Annotated in this window: 15 protein-coding genes; 7 read left to right on the forward strand and 8 right to left on the reverse strand. The window is 59.6% G+C overall.

The window, feature by feature from the left end; translation table 11 throughout:
• Nucleotide 1 precedes the first annotated feature (1 nt).
• Together astE and KHQ24_RS08135 are read left to right on the forward strand one after the other, a co-directional pair.
• Complete coding sequence (gene astE / locus KHQ24_RS08130; RefSeq protein WP_211777217.1) at nucleotides 2-997, forward strand: succinylglutamate desuccinylase; 996 nt, start codon at nucleotides 2-4, stop codon at nucleotides 995-997.
• Between the two features lie 9 nt (nucleotides 998-1,006).
• Nucleotides 1,007-2,437 carry an amino acid permease gene (locus tag KHQ24_RS08135; protein ID WP_062913898.1) on the forward strand — a complete coding sequence of 477 codons (1,431 nt, stop codon included), beginning with the start codon at nucleotides 1,007-1,009 and terminating at the stop codon, nucleotides 2,435-2,437.
• A 219-nt stretch (nucleotides 2,438-2,656) separates the two neighbouring features.
• On the opposite strand, the gene KHQ24_RS08140 is transcribed toward KHQ24_RS08135, so the two are convergent.
• Nucleotides 2,657-3,982: an MFS transporter gene (locus KHQ24_RS08140; protein ID WP_094309646.1), complete on the reverse strand. Its 1,326-nt coding sequence runs from the start codon at nucleotides 3,980-3,982 to the stop codon at nucleotides 2,657-2,659.
• 381 nt (nucleotides 3,983-4,363) lie between these two features.
• Here KHQ24_RS08140 and KHQ24_RS08145 point away from each other — a divergent pair, with 381 nt between their 5' ends.
• Nucleotides 4,364-5,164 carry a YdcF family protein gene (locus tag KHQ24_RS08145; RefSeq protein WP_186920953.1) on the forward strand — a complete coding sequence of 267 codons (801 nt, stop codon included), beginning with the start codon at nucleotides 4,364-4,366 and terminating at the stop codon, nucleotides 5,162-5,164.
• Between the two features lie 61 nt (nucleotides 5,165-5,225).
• Here the strand turns inward: KHQ24_RS08145 and KHQ24_RS08150 are convergent, their stop codons facing one another.
• The gene (locus KHQ24_RS08150) at nucleotides 5,226-5,363 is read right to left on the reverse strand and encodes a hypothetical protein (protein WP_032425978.1); all 138 of its coding nucleotides are present in this window, start codon (nucleotides 5,361-5,363) and stop codon (nucleotides 5,226-5,228) included.
• Here KHQ24_RS08150 and aldA point away from each other — a divergent pair.
• A complete protein-coding gene (gene aldA / locus KHQ24_RS08155; RefSeq protein ID WP_048294704.1) occupies nucleotides 5,362-6,801 on the forward strand; it encodes an aldehyde dehydrogenase in 1,440 nt (479 codons plus the stop codon). The two genes, KHQ24_RS08150 and aldA, sit on opposite strands and share 2 nt — an antisense overlap.
• A gap of 48 nt (nucleotides 6,802-6,849) precedes the next feature.
• Here aldA and gap read toward each other — a convergent pair whose 3' ends face one another.
• Nucleotides 6,850-7,848, reverse strand: a complete 999-nt coding sequence (gap, locus tag KHQ24_RS08160; protein WP_023318131.1) for a type I glyceraldehyde-3-phosphate dehydrogenase — start codon at nucleotides 7,846-7,848, stop codon at nucleotides 6,850-6,852.
• A 282-nt stretch (nucleotides 7,849-8,130) separates the two neighbouring features.
• Here gap and KHQ24_RS08165 point away from each other — a divergent pair, with 282 nt between their 5' ends.
• Nucleotides 8,131-8,289 (forward strand): YqaE/Pmp3 family membrane protein, encoded by a 159-nt coding sequence (locus KHQ24_RS08165; protein WP_002903230.1) that lies wholly within the window; start codon nucleotides 8,131-8,133, stop codon nucleotides 8,287-8,289.
• Between the two features lie 39 nt (nucleotides 8,290-8,328).
• Here the strand turns inward: KHQ24_RS08165 and KHQ24_RS08170 are convergent, their stop codons facing one another.
• From KHQ24_RS08170 to KHQ24_RS08185, 4 genes are all read right to left on the reverse strand, one after another.
• On the reverse strand, nucleotides 8,329-8,721 hold the full coding sequence (locus KHQ24_RS08170; RefSeq protein ID WP_004204091.1) for a DUF1398 domain-containing protein: 393 nt from the start codon (nucleotides 8,719-8,721) through the stop codon (nucleotides 8,329-8,331).
• Nucleotides 8,722-8,966: 245 nt separating this feature from the next.
• Nucleotides 8,967-9,200 carry a sulfurtransferase-like selenium metabolism protein YedF gene (gene yedF, locus KHQ24_RS08175; protein ID WP_004204092.1) on the reverse strand — a complete coding sequence of 78 codons (234 nt, stop codon included), beginning with the start codon at nucleotides 9,198-9,200 and terminating at the stop codon, nucleotides 8,967-8,969.
• Nucleotides 9,197-10,408, reverse strand: a complete 1,212-nt coding sequence (yedE, locus tag KHQ24_RS08180) for a selenium metabolism membrane protein YedE/FdhT (protein ID WP_004204094.1) — start codon at nucleotides 10,406-10,408, stop codon at nucleotides 9,197-9,199. The genes yedF and yedE overlap by 4 nt, the downstream gene beginning before the upstream one ends.
• 103 nt (nucleotides 10,409-10,511) lie before the next feature.
• Entirely contained in the window at nucleotides 10,512-10,865 is a 354-nt protein-coding gene (locus KHQ24_RS08185; protein ID WP_043522943.1) for a DUF1304 domain-containing protein, read from the reverse strand.
• 239 nt (nucleotides 10,866-11,104) lie between these two features.
• Between KHQ24_RS08185 and KHQ24_RS08190 the strand changes: the two genes are divergently transcribed.
• Nucleotides 11,105-11,584: a hypothetical protein gene (locus KHQ24_RS08190; protein ID WP_075201775.1), complete on the forward strand. Its 480-nt coding sequence runs from the start codon at nucleotides 11,105-11,107 to the stop codon at nucleotides 11,582-11,584.
• Nucleotides 11,585-11,654: 70 nt separating this feature from the next.
• Here the strand turns inward: KHQ24_RS08190 and ydfZ are convergent, their stop codons facing one another.
• Complete coding sequence (ydfZ, locus tag KHQ24_RS08195) at nucleotides 11,655-11,858, reverse strand: putative selenium delivery protein YdfZ (protein ID WP_004151566.1); 204 nt, start codon at nucleotides 11,856-11,858, stop codon at nucleotides 11,655-11,657.
• A 308-nt stretch (nucleotides 11,859-12,166) separates the two neighbouring features.
• Here ydfZ and KHQ24_RS08200 point away from each other — a divergent pair, with 308 nt between their 5' ends.
• Nucleotides 12,167-13,195 (forward strand): CorA family divalent cation transporter, encoded by a 1,029-nt coding sequence (locus tag KHQ24_RS08200; RefSeq protein WP_048294707.1) that lies wholly within the window; start codon nucleotides 12,167-12,169, stop codon nucleotides 13,193-13,195.
• Nucleotides 13,196-13,202: the final 7 nt, after the last annotated feature.

The raw sequence follows: 13,202 nt of genomic DNA on the forward strand, positions 1-13,202 counted from the left end.
GATGGAGCATCTGGTTAACGATTTACTGCACTGCCGCCTGCAGGCGTGGACCTTTCCGGCGGACATCGAGGCCCGCTGGCTGGGCGAGGGCATACTGCAGTTGCTGCCGGCCACGCCGTGGCGTCAGGCGACGATCCTCTCCGCTGGCGTCCATGGCAATGAGACCGCGCCGACCGAGCTGCTGCTGCAGCTGACTCACGATCTGAGCCAGGGGCGGCAGCCGCTCACCCAGGCGCTGCTGATCGTTTTTGGTAACCTGCCGGCGATCCGCGCCGCGCGTCGCTATCTGCACAACGACCTCAATCGCCTGTTCGGCGGCCGCCATCTGGCGGTCACCCCGGGCAATGAGTCGCGGCGGGCTTTTGCTCTCGAGCAGGCGGTGCAGGCCTTCTATCGCGCCGCCGATGCGGCGGGGCCGGTCAGCCGTAGTCATCTCGATATGCATACCGCCATTCGCGGGTCGCTGTATCGCCAGTTTGCGCTGCTCCCGGCCCACGAGGAGGATTTTTCGCCCGGCTTCTATCAGCTGCTGCAGGCCAGCGGGATGGACGCCATCGTGCGCCATACCGAAGCGGGCGGGACCTTCACCCACTTCACCTGCGAAAAGTTCGCCGCGCAAAGCGCCACCCTTGAGCTGGGAAAAGTGATGCCGTTCGGCGCCAACGATCTTAGCCTGTTCGCCGCCGCCGACGCGGCGATCCGGGCCTGGATTTCTGACGCGCCGCTGCCGGCGCGCGATAAAGCGCCGGTGGATTACTTCCTGGTCGAGGAGAGCATCATCAAGCGCGAAGGGGAATTTACGCTCAATCTGGCGGCCAACGTCGAGAACTTCACCGCGCTCCCGGCAGGGTATGAGATCGCCCGCCAGGCAGAGAAACGGTGGGTGGTGCAGGCCCGGGCCCCCTATATCCTCTTTCCCAATGCCGGGGTCGCTACCGGCCAGCGCGCCGGGTTGCTGCTCCGCGCCGCGGCGCTTCACCTCCCGCAAACAGCCTGAGGAAACACCATGACTGAACATCAACATCAGGCGCCATCTGCCGCCGGAGGTGAAGGCGCGTCACAGCTTAAGCGCGGGCTTGGCGCCCGCCATATCCAGATGATTGCCCTCGGCGGCGCCATCGGCACCGGGCTGTTTATGGGGGCGGGGCGCAACATCGCCGTCGCCGGCACTTCGATCCTGGTTATCTATGTGCTGGTCGGGTTCTTTACCTATATGGTGATGCGGGCGATGGGGGAGCTGCTGCTCACTCGCCATGACTACCGCTCGTTTGCCGACTTTGTCGGCGAGTATCTCGGACCGCAGGCCAGCTTTTATCTCGGCTGGACCTACTGGCTGAGCTGGGTGGTGACCTGTATCGCCGACGTGGTGGTGTGCGGGAGCTATATGCAGTACTGGTTCCCCGAGCTGTCGGCGTGGATGCCGGCCCTCAGCATGCTGGCTATCCTGTTCCTGCTCAACCTGCTGTCGGTGAAGATGTTTGGCGAGGCGGAGTTCTGGTTCGCCCTGATCAAGGTGATTACCATTATCGCCCTGATCGTCACCGGCGGCTGGATGATTGCCACCGGCTGGACCTCTCCGGACGGCGTGACGGCTTCCCTGAGCCATCTCACCGACCCGACGGCCTTTATGCCTCACGGTATCACCGGCTTTTTCGCCGGCTTCCAGATAGCGATCTTCTCTTTTACCGGTATCGAACTGCTGGGGACGATGACGGCGGAGACCCGCGATCCGCAGCGCATTTTGCCCAAGGCGATCAATGCGCTGCCGCTGCGGATTATCATCTTCTATCTGCTGTCGATGGTGGTGATCATCGCTGTCGCCTCCTGGCCGGGGGTGTCGGCGGAGACCAGCCCCTTCGTAACGCTGTTTGCCAAAGCCGGGCTGCCCGCGGCGGCGGCGGTGATTAACTTCGTGGCGCTGACCTCGGCGATGTCCTCGGCCAACAGCGGGGTCTTCTCCAGCACCCGCATGCTGTACGGCCTGTCGGTGGAGAAGCATGCGCACTGGAAGTTCCGCATTCTGTCGCGCAGCACCCGCATTCCGGTGCGCAGCCTGCTGTTCTCCTGCTTCTGCATGCTGATCGGTACGCTGCTGCTGTTCCTGGTGCCGAATGTGATGACCCTGTTCACCATCGTCTCGACCCTGGCGGCGATTATGGTGGTGTTCAGCTGGGGGATGATCCTCGCGGCCTATCTGGTTTATCGCCGTCAGCGTCCGGACCTGCACGCCGGTTCGATCTTTAAGATGCCCTTTGGCGTGGCGATGAGCTGGGTGAGCCTGCTGTTCTTCGCCTTCGCCATCTTCATCATGATCTTTGACCCGGACACGCTGCTGGCGCTGCTGGCTTCTCCGCTGTGGTTTATCGCGCTGTGGGCCTTCTGGAAGCTGAAGCAGCGGCGCGAGGGGCAGCTTCAGCTGGACAATCAGAGCGCCTGACACCCGCCGGCCCTGGCGGCCGGCTAAAGGGGGTGGCCAGGGCGTCTTAGCCGTTGTTCCCGTTCGTCTGCCCGGTGGCGGCTGGCGCCTTACCGGGCCTACTGTCTTACTGAGCCTGGGATGAGCGGTTTCCCCCGCGGCGTGATCCCCCTGTAGGCCCGCGCAAGCGCAGCACCCGGGCAGGATGGTCGGCGCCGAGGTAGCCCGGACCGGCTGCGGTTAGGCGCTTTCCGCCCGGGAGCGCGCCGCGCCAGGGACGGATTTCATCCGGCTGGCGCAGAATATCGCCAGCAGCGAAATCGCCACCGTCACGCCCAGGTAGACGGCCACCGGTCGCCAGTCACCATCGTATTTCGCCAGCAGACCGGTGGCGATAAGCGGCGCGGTGCCCCCGGCCAGCGCGGCGCCCAGCTGGTAGCCGAGGGTGATCCCGGTATAGCGCACATTGGCGCTGAATATCTCTGAGCACAGGGTGCCCAGCACCGCGGTCACCGGCGCCCACAGGATGCCGAAGGCAACAATCGTCGCCAGCATAATGCCCCAGCTGGTGCCGGTGTCGAGCAGCAGGAACCACGGGACGATAAACAGCCCCAGCAGCACCACGCTCAGGGTGTACATTTTTTGCCGGCCCACCTTGTCGGACAGCAGCCCCATCAGCGGGATCATCACGGTGGCCACCAGCGCGCCCAGGGTGACGGATTCCAGCGCCTGCGACTTCTGATAGCTCAGGGTGGTGGTGGCGTAGCTGACCACAAAGGTGGAGAAGATATAGAAGGGGGCGGTCTCCACCACTTTCAGACCCGCGGCGATCAGCACTTCCCGCCAGTGGTGTTGGAGCGTCTCGCGCAGCGGAGCCTTCGCCACCTGGCCAGACTGTTTCACCTGCTTAAAGGCGGGCGTTTCGTCGATGTCTTTGCGGATCCACAGGCCGAGAAAAACGAGGACGGAGCTGAGCAGGAACGGAATGCGCCAGCCCCAGGCGAGAAACTGCGCCTCATCGAACAGGGTCATCAGCGAGACGATGAAGGTTGCCATCAGCATGCCGATGGTCACGCCGGCCTGGGGAATACTGCCGAAAAAGCCTTTCCGCTTTTCCGGGGCGTATTCGTAGGCCAGCAGCAGCGCGCCGCCCCATTCGCCGCCGATACCCATGCCCTGAATAATGCGCAGGGTAATCAGCAGGGCCGGCGCCCACAGGCCCACCATCTCGTAGGTGGGCAGCAGGCCAATGGCCACCGTGGCGCTGCCCATCAGCGACAGGGTGAGCACCAGCGTCTTCTTGCGACCGATGCGATCGCCGATATGGGCGAAAATGACTCCGCCGATGGGGCGGATAAAAAAGGTGAGCGAAAAGGAGAGCCAGGAGAGGATCAGACCAATGACCGGGTCGACCATCGGAAAGAAGATTTTGTTAAACACCAGCGCGGCGGCGGTGCCATAGAGAAAATAATCGAACCATTCGATGGCGCTGCCGGTCAGGCTCGCGATCAGTACCTTCTTGTTTTTCTGCAGAATGGATGCAGTGTTGCTTGCTGGATTGCTCATTACGAAACGTTCTCCCGCCACGGTAAAAGGTCAGGTGTCACTCTGTGCGTGCAGGGTGCAACCTGATGTGAAAAAGGTTGTGTAATTGTTAAGCAACTTAGAGTTGATGGTTACAATTGGCAAGTTATCCCTCGGCAATGCGGGCAAGAAAACGCGCTTTTATCTGGTGTAACCGCGAGGTAAATTTTTATTTTCCACCTGTTTTTGCTGTTTTTTGTTATTTTCATGGTCAGTTATTCAGGTGCAACCTGCGTGTTTTTAGATGTTTCTTGTTATTTCAAAATAGTTACAAATCAGCGTCGCTTTGCGCCCCGGCAGGCGGCGTTTATGATGGCCAGACTATTCTCTCTGCGCGGCTGAGAGGTGATTAAGGAGATCAGAATGGCAGAACACTTTCCCCCGCTGTCGGCGACGACGCTGGCGGCGGCAAACCTGACCGGCGGCTGGCTGGCGCAAAACGATCTGGCGACGCTGACCGCGCCGCCGGCGGTGGATGTGGTGGTGCTGGCTGGCAACGCCGTGATCCCTACCATCGACGCCGCCTGCCGACTGGCGGCGGAGCAGGAGGTTCCGCTGCTGATCAGCGGCGGCGTAGGGCACTCCACCGGTTTTCTGTATGAGGCGGTGCGCGAAGATCCGCGCTACCGTTCGCTCGCGGTGGAGGGGCGTCCGGAAGCGCATATTCTGGCGGATATTGCGCATGACTTCTGGCACATTCCTCGCCCGCGGCTGGTGGTGGAGGATCGGTCGACCAACTGCGGCGAAAACGCGTGCTTTACTCGCACAATGCTGGAGAGTCGGGGGATCCCCCATCGTCGCGGGATCGTCATTCAGGACCCCACCATGCAGCGGCGGACGATGGCCACCTTCGCCCGCGTCTGGCAGGGGGCGACGACGCCGCCGCAGTGGCTGAGCTTTCCCGGCTGCACGCCGGTGCTGGAACAGACCGACGGCCAGCTGGGGTTCGTGGGCGGCGGGGCGGGGCTGTGGCCGGTGACCCGCTACCTGGCGCTGCTGCTCGGCGAACTGCCGCGTCTGCAGGATTCCCCTGAAGGGTACGGTCCACGGGGGAAAGACTTTATCAGCCACGTGACTTTCCCGCCGGAGATCCTCGACGCCTGGCGACAGCTGCGGGAGGATGACCGGCTCGCCGGGGCGCTGCAGGCCCGCATCCTCGGCTGATAAATGCCCGTTTGCGGCAGATTTATCGCAAACGGGCAATTTGTGTTATTGAAATGTAACCTCAACCGGGTATTTTTGGCCCGGTTTTATGAATCAGCTCACAAAACTGCGCCAATGTGCTGCGAAGCCACGGCTTATCCGCCCGATATTTAACAAAAAAATCACTTGTTAAATACAAATGCACCACAGGAGCAGCCATGACAGCACCCGTTCAACACCAGATGTATATTGATGGCCAGTTCGTTTCCGGTCGCGGCGACGGCTGGATCGACGTGCTTAACCCGGCGACCGAAGCGCTGCTGTCGCGGATCCCGGACGGGACCGCGGAAGAGGCGCGGCTGGCGATTGACGCGGCGGAGCGCGCCCAGCCGGCCTGGGAGGCGCTGCCGGCCATTGAGCGCGCGGGCTGGCTGCGCAAAATTGCCGCCGGCATCCGTCAGCGTGCCGATGACATCGCCGGGCTGATCGTCGCTGAAGGCGGCAAGATCCAGCAGCTGGCGGCGGTGGAGGTGGCGTTCACCGCCGACTATCTCGACTACATGGCCGAATGGGCGCGGCGTTATGAAGGGGAGATCGTGCAGAGCGACCGTCCCGGGGAAAATATCCTTGTCTTCAAACGCGCGCTGGGGGTGACCACCGGGATCCTGCCGTGGAACTTCCCGTTTTTTCTTATCGCCCGCAAGCTGGCGCCGGCGCTGATCACCGGAAATACCATCGTCATTAAGCCCAGCGAATTCACGCCCAATAACGCCATCGCTTTCGCCGAGATCGTTCACCAGGTTGGGCTGCCGAAAGGGGTCTTTAACCTGGTGCTCGGCCGTGGGGAAACCGTCGGCCAGGAGCTGGCCGGCAATCCGAAGGTGGCGATGGTCAGCATGACCGGCAGCGTGGCGGCGGGGGAGAAAATCATGGCCGCCGCGGCGAAAAATATCACCAAAGTGTGCCTTGAGCTTGGCGGCAAAGCGCCGGCCATCGTCATGGACGATGCGGATGTGGAGCTGGCGGTGAAGGCGGTGGTGGACTCGCGGGTGATCAACACCGGGCAGGTGTGCAACTGCGTCGAGCGGGTCTATGTTCAGCAGGGGATTTACGACCGCTTCGTCAACCGCCTCGGCGAGGCGATGAAGGCCGTGCAGTTTGGCGACCCGGCGGCGCGGGATGACATCGCGATGGGGCCGCTGATCAACGCTGCCGCGCGGGATCAGGTGGCGCGCAAAGTGGCGAAGGCGGTGGCGCAGGGGGCGCGGGTAGCGCTGGGCGGTCAGCCGCTGGAGGGGAAAGGCTATTTTTATCCGCCGACCCTGCTGCTGGATGTGCGTCAGGAGATGGATATTATCCATGAGGAAACCTTCGGTCCGGTGCTGCCGGTGGTGGCGTTTTCAACTCTCGATGAAGCGCTGGCGATGGCCAATGACAGCGATTATGGCCTCACCTCCTCAATCTACACCCGCGATCTCAACGTGGCGATGAAGGCGATTAAGGGGCTGAAGTTCGGCGAAACCTATATCAACCGCGAGAACTTTGAGGCGATGCAGGGATTCCACGCCGGCTGGCGTAAATCAGGGATCGGCGGCGCAGATGGCCGCCATGGCCTGAATGAGTACCTGCAGACCCAGGTGGTCTATCTGCAGGCCTGAGACGCTCAATGCAGAATCGGCGGGCAGCGCAGGCTGTCCGCCGTTCACTTAGCGGGCAAATTTCTCCAGCACGCGGATCAGCTGGGTGACAAAACCGTATTCGTTGTCGTACCAGGCGACGGTTTTCACCAGCTGTACGCCGCCGGCCTCCACAATCTCCAGCTGGGTGGCATCGTAGATTGAACCGAAATGGCTGCCGATGATATCGGAAGAGACAATCTCTTCTTCGGTATAGCCAAAGGATTCATTGCCCTCAGCCGCCTGCTTCATCGCTTGATTAACCTCATCCGCAGTCACCTTTTTCTCCAGCACCGACACCAGCTCTGTCACTGAGCCGGTTTTGGTCGGTACGCGCTGGGCATGGCCTTTCAGCTTGCCGCTCAGGGCGGGGATCACCAGGCCGATAGCTTTGGCCGCGCCGGTGGTGTGCGGGATGACGTTTTCCGCCGCCGCCCTGGAGGCGCGCAGATCTTTACCGCGCGGCCCGTCCACCAGCGACTGGGTGCCGGTATAGGCGTGGATGGTGGTCATGGTGCCTACGGTGATGCCGAAGGCGTCCTGCAGCACTTTGGCCATTGGCGCCAGGCAGTTGGTGGTGCAGGAGGCGACGGAGATGATGGTGTCATCCGCCGTCAGGGTGTCATCGTTGACGTTATAGACGATGGTTTTCATCTCGCCGGCGGGGGCCGAAATCAGTACCTTGCGTGCGCCGGCCTGAAGATGGGCCTGCGATTTCTCTGCCGAGGTGTAGAACCCGGTACACTCCACAATCACTTCCGCGCCCGCCGCCTGCCACGGAATATGCTGCGCCTCTTTTTCGGCATACACGGTGATGGTCTTGCCGTTGACGATCAGCGCATCTTCCGTGAAGTCGACGCTCCACGGGAAGGGGCCGTAGTTTGAATCATGCTTTAACAGGTAGGCCAGCACTTTTGGCGAGGTGAGGTCGTTGATGGCCACCACCTCGAGGCTGCTGTCGACTTCTAATAAACGGCGTAACACCAGACGTCCGATACGACCAAAACCATTAATCCCAAGTTTACTCATGGATATTCTCCGGTTGGTAAAACGACTCGATGTGATAAAACTTCTCCAGGCTTAGTCCTGACTGGCAGCCAGGTCAACTGACAATCTGTGCGGTTCTCTGTCAGGCCCACAGCATGAGGCAAAAAAGTGGATGTTTTGGCGGACTTTTTTATCCGTGACGGCAGGAAATAATTTTTGTTACCGGAGATGAGGGCGCAGCCTGCTGGCGAAGCGGTGAAAAGCGTCTATGCTTAACTATTGAATAGCTTAGTAAAATGTTGACATTAGATGAAGGGAGAACTTATGGGATTCTGGAGAATCGTTTTTACTATCATTCTGCCGCCGCTGGGGGTTCTGCTGGGGAAAGGTTTCGGCTGGGCGTTTATTCTCAACATTATTTTGACCCTGCTGGGCTATATTCCAGGCCTGATCCACGCCTTTTGGGTGCAGACCCGCGATTAAGAGCTGGCCCCGCAAACCAGACTTCCCCCCGGGACCCGCTCAGGGGGGAATCAGGCTCTCTTTATACAGCAGCCGGTTATCCTTCGACCAGTAGTGGCGAGTCTCCTCGTCCAGGTCGACGCTCCACTTAAACACCCCGGCGCTGGCGAGATCCTTACAGTATTGTTCAAAGTTGATGGCGCCGGCAAAATGGCGGATGACCGCAGCCGAGGTCAGCTGCTGGTTGGGGGCGCTGCGCACGCGCAGCAGGCTGCGGGCGCTTTTTATCGTGATCACCTTGTCGTTTGCCATCACGAAATTCATATTGCCGGTGGAGACAAAGTAGATGTAACACGAGACCTGGTGCCGACGTAGTTCATTGGCGAAGGTGGCAAAATCGGCATCTGCACGCACTTGCTCAAAAAAATAACCCAGCCTGGCCAGCAGTTCCATTTCTATCCTTATTGTATTGCTGTGTGCGGCTTTGGCCGGTAGCGGCAGAAACCATTCACGAAGTTACTTATTCGTATTTTAATAATATAGCCGCGTTATATTAATGGTTATTTGATAACTGGAACACCGTTTCAAGTGTTACAATCTATTGCAATCGTTTGCCTGCACGGCCCATCTGATGGTGAGGACATGGCGAGACGGGGAAATCCATGCCGGCGATGAAGGTCGCCGGCGGGAAAATGGGATTACTTCTGGATCAGATAGCGAATGGTCGGGCCATCCTGCTGAATATCCAGCACCGTATAGCCATGGTTCCTGGCATCGAGCGGAATGTTATTGATCGACTGCGGACAGTCGCTTATCACTTCGAGGATCTCGCCTTTTTGCAGGGAGGGCATCGCCTCCAGGGTGGCGACCGCCGGATAGGGGCAGGGCTCGCCGACCATGTCCAGGCGATAATCAGGGATGATGTTTTTCATGCACTCTCCTTCACAGTCCGGACCGCTGCCGACTGGCGGCGGAAAAAATGTCTCTCCCAGGCGATCACCAGCAGCAGGGCGATCAGCAGCAGCAGATAGGTCGCCAGCAGTCCGCCGAAGGGACCAAAAGCGTTCAGCAGGTTGACCTTTTGCCAGTGGGTGGCGAGCGGGGCGGCGATATCGTCCCAGCACCAGGCGAGCAGCGTGGAGCCAATGACGTTGCCCAGCCCCACCCACCAGTAGTGAACCTGGCCTTCCACCGCCCGGTACATCCAGCCGGTCTCACAGCCGCCGGCCAGCACGATGCCAAAGCCGAACAGTAGCCCGCCGATCGCCGCATTGGGACCGGCCCACATGATTTTCGGCGCCATCCCCAGTTGCACATAGCTGAAGATGCCGATGGCGCTCGCCGCCATGCCGAAGATTATCGCCTTCGCCATCACCGTCCGGCCGGTGATCCACATATCGCGAAAGGCGGAGGTAAAGCAGATCTGCGCCCGCTCGATAAGCAGACCGAAGCCGATGCCGAACAGCATCGCCAGGCCGAGCGCAGGGTGGTCTGCGGCGGTGAGCAGGCCCCAGCCGATCATGGCGAAAAAGACCACCATGCCCAGGCGGAAACGGCGGCGTGCCTGCAGCGGTTTTTGGGTTAACGGCGAAGCGGCGGATACCTTTTGCATTTTTACCGGGATGCGAAATAGAGGCAGCAGGGTGAAGCGAGCGCCAAACCAGGAGCCGATGGCGGTGGCGATGGCAAACAGCCAGGCGTGCAGGGAGAACTGCGGAATGCCGGTGAAAAACGCCGCCAGATTGCAGCCCATCGCCAGCCGCGCGCCGAACCCGGCGATGATGCCCCCGGCCACGGCCTGCACTATGCGGATCCGGCTGCGTGGCAAGCGCAGTTTGACGTTATTGGCCCACAATGCCGCGGCCAGGCAGCCGCCGAACATGCCGATGATCATCCTGCCGTCGATGCGGGTCAGCGGCGTCCCGTCGAGATGGATCAGCTGATAATAGCCCCACTGTTCGCTGTGGACCCCCAGCAGCTGCAGCAGCTGGCCACCCCAGCGGGTAAATTCGCCGGTCACCGCCCAGAAGGTGCCGGTGATGCCAAAATAGTAGGTTGAGAGAATGCCCGCGGCGATGACCGCCGGGACGGGAGACCAGAACCGGATAAGCCAGGCCTGTTTGAAGGATTGCCATGTCATAAAAATGCCTCTGAACTCAGAAGGTATTAACGGTCGATGACCGACCGAAGGGGGCACATAGTATCCGCCTTAGCGCCTGCTTTCTCTGTTTTGGATCAAGACCCTACGCCTGCGCCAGCACCGCAAGCAGCGCCAGCAGCGCGGGCAGCGCCTGAATATAGAGAATTTTGCGGCTGGCGGTCAGCGCGCCGAATACCCCGGCGGCCAGCACGCAGGCGAGGAAAAAGATCACCACCTGCACGCCCGATGCCCCCAGCCACAGCCCCCATGCCAGGCCGGCGGCCAGGAAACCGTTATACAACCCCTGGTTGGCCGCCAGCACCCGGCTTTCCCGGGCGAAATCGGCGCTGAGGTTAAAGGCCCGGCGCCCGGCGGGCGCTTCCCAGAAAAACATCTCCAGCACCAGGATGGCGAGATGAATAATAGCGACCAGCGCAACGAGGAGAGTGGCTAACACAGCAGTCCTTAATCAATAAGATGAATGTGTCAGCAGTATAGCCGCTGGCGCTCACCAGGCGAGAGGGCGACTGCTATAGTGCTTATAGCATCATGTTTGCCTGCCGCGAAAAGCGTCGGTGTATCTGATTGCCCTTTGGTTTAGCTTCGCGGTGATAGTATGCCGGGTTCTTTTTTTGCAGGTGTGGCGTAGGTTACTGAATGTTAAATAATTTATGGATTTTGTTATCCGGGCTATTGTTGGTTGCCATGCCGTCGGCGCAGGCCGGGGAATTCAATCTTTATTCGATGAATACCGGCTCCTATGTTTATCACATGACCGGTAACCACGGACAATATAACGAGCATTTCAACAACAACTTTTTCTCGGTGGAGCGCAAGTTTTCAGCGGATTCAAAATACAGCGCGCTGGTCGGCACCATGAAAAACAGCTTCGACGATCGCTGTCTGACCCTCGGCGTGCGCCGCGACTGGCTGAAAAACGACACCGGCTGGCTGCTGAAAGGCGTGTATGCCTATACCGGGGAATTTTTCTTTGACGCTTTCAGCCACTGCGGCGACTCAGGCACCTACCGCACCGCCAAAAAAATCACCGGCGTCGGTTTTTCGCCCTATATTTATCATGGTCTGCAATACAACTTTACCGATTACTTCGGCGTCGAGGGCGGGATTATTATACCGGCGATCTTCGTGATGAGTATTCAGTGGAGCTTTCGCTAAGCGCCTGGATCAGCCTGAAAAAGAAGAGGCCACGCTGGGTGGCCTGCTCATGGTGCCTTGACGGCAGGGATTAATGGAAACCGAGACGGATCAGATCTAACGGGCAGAAGCGTCCCTCGCAGCCGTCGATTTCCACGCAGTCCGCCCGACGCAGCTGCTCGGCGGTTTTCCCCTCGCCATGGATCGCTTTAATCACGCCCGTCGTACCGTTACCAGCGATCATGACCATACTGCCGGTAGCAATAGCGTTACGATTACGGTCATAGGTTTTCATGGTCTCCTCCTCAATAAACCAGGGTAAGCAATGATTAAGCGGCCAAATTAATACCGCTTCCCGCCTAAAAAAGTTTTGAGGAATATCAAAATTATTTTAATAGTGACGATAAAAGCACAGCCAGAAGGCCAGATCGTCGCGCGATGCGCTTGGTCAGCACGCCGGGTATGACTCAGGCATGCTGCCCGAAATATGTCCGTCAGATGACGGTTTTGCGGCAGGATTATTAACCTTGCCAGTCCGCGAAAAATAGCGAAATATGGCGCTATCTGGGCATCAACGGTGCCAGTGCCTGTCCTGAGGGAGCCATGAGTCAAGACGTCACCGCGAAGATGTTAAAGCCCGATTTTGATATGGAAGTGTCCGGCCTGGTGTATGGCTATCTGTTTCACGAAGATCACCCCCCACAGCCTATTGCCTCTGGTGAGGTATGCGCCAGCTATCAGGCGCTGGCTGACGATAAGGCCTTTATCTGGCTGCATCTTAATCTCAATCACGCCACCGCCGAAAAATGGCTAATCAGTCACTTTCCCGTGGCGGACTTTTTCTTTGAGGAGATCCGCAGCGGCTCGCATACCACCCGTATTGAACGGCAAGGGGAAAATCTGTTCGCCGTGCTTAACGACGTGCTGTTTCGTCCGCAAGACACCAGCGCGGAAACCGCCACGCTGTGGCTCTACTGTAGCCCGAAGCTGGTGGTGACAGCGCGTTTCAAACCATTGCGGTTTATCGAATGGATGCTGCCGCGTCTGCATACGCTTAAGGTGCATACCTCCGCTGAACTGCTGGCCTTTTTGCTGGAGGAGCAGGAGGAGGTGCTGGAGCAGGTGGTGCGCCAGGCCAGCCGCCACGTCGACCTGATTGAAGAGCGGCTCCTGAGCAATCACGTGCAGCGTAATCGGGCCGATCTGGCGCGGCTGCGGCGGATGCTGCTGCGTTTTCAACGGCTGCTGGCGCCGGAACCGGCGGCCATGTTCCGGCTGCTTAACCGGCCGCCAGCGTGGATGGATCGCGCGGTGGTGCAGGCATTTCGTCAGTTCACCGAAGAGTTTAGCGTGGTGCTTAATGACCTGTCCGGCCTGATCGAGCGCATCAGCCTGCTGCAGGAGGAGATCGGCGCCCGCCAGCTGGAGCAGAGTAACCGCACCCTCTACACCCTGACGGTGATCACGGTCCTCGCGCTACCGATTAACATTGTGGCCGGTTTCTTCGGCATGAACGTCGGCGGGATCCCGCTGGCGAGCAATCACCACGGGTTTATCCTGCTGGTGGTGATTGTCGGCATCTTTACCCTCGGCGCCGGCTACCTGGCGTTCCGCCGGCGTGACGATCTGTAGTCAGTGC

This window comes from Klebsiella sp. 54 (assembly GCF_018223875.1).
In the GTDB taxonomy this organism is placed as follows: Bacteria; Pseudomonadota; Gammaproteobacteria; order Enterobacterales; family Enterobacteriaceae; genus Klebsiella; species Klebsiella quasipneumoniae.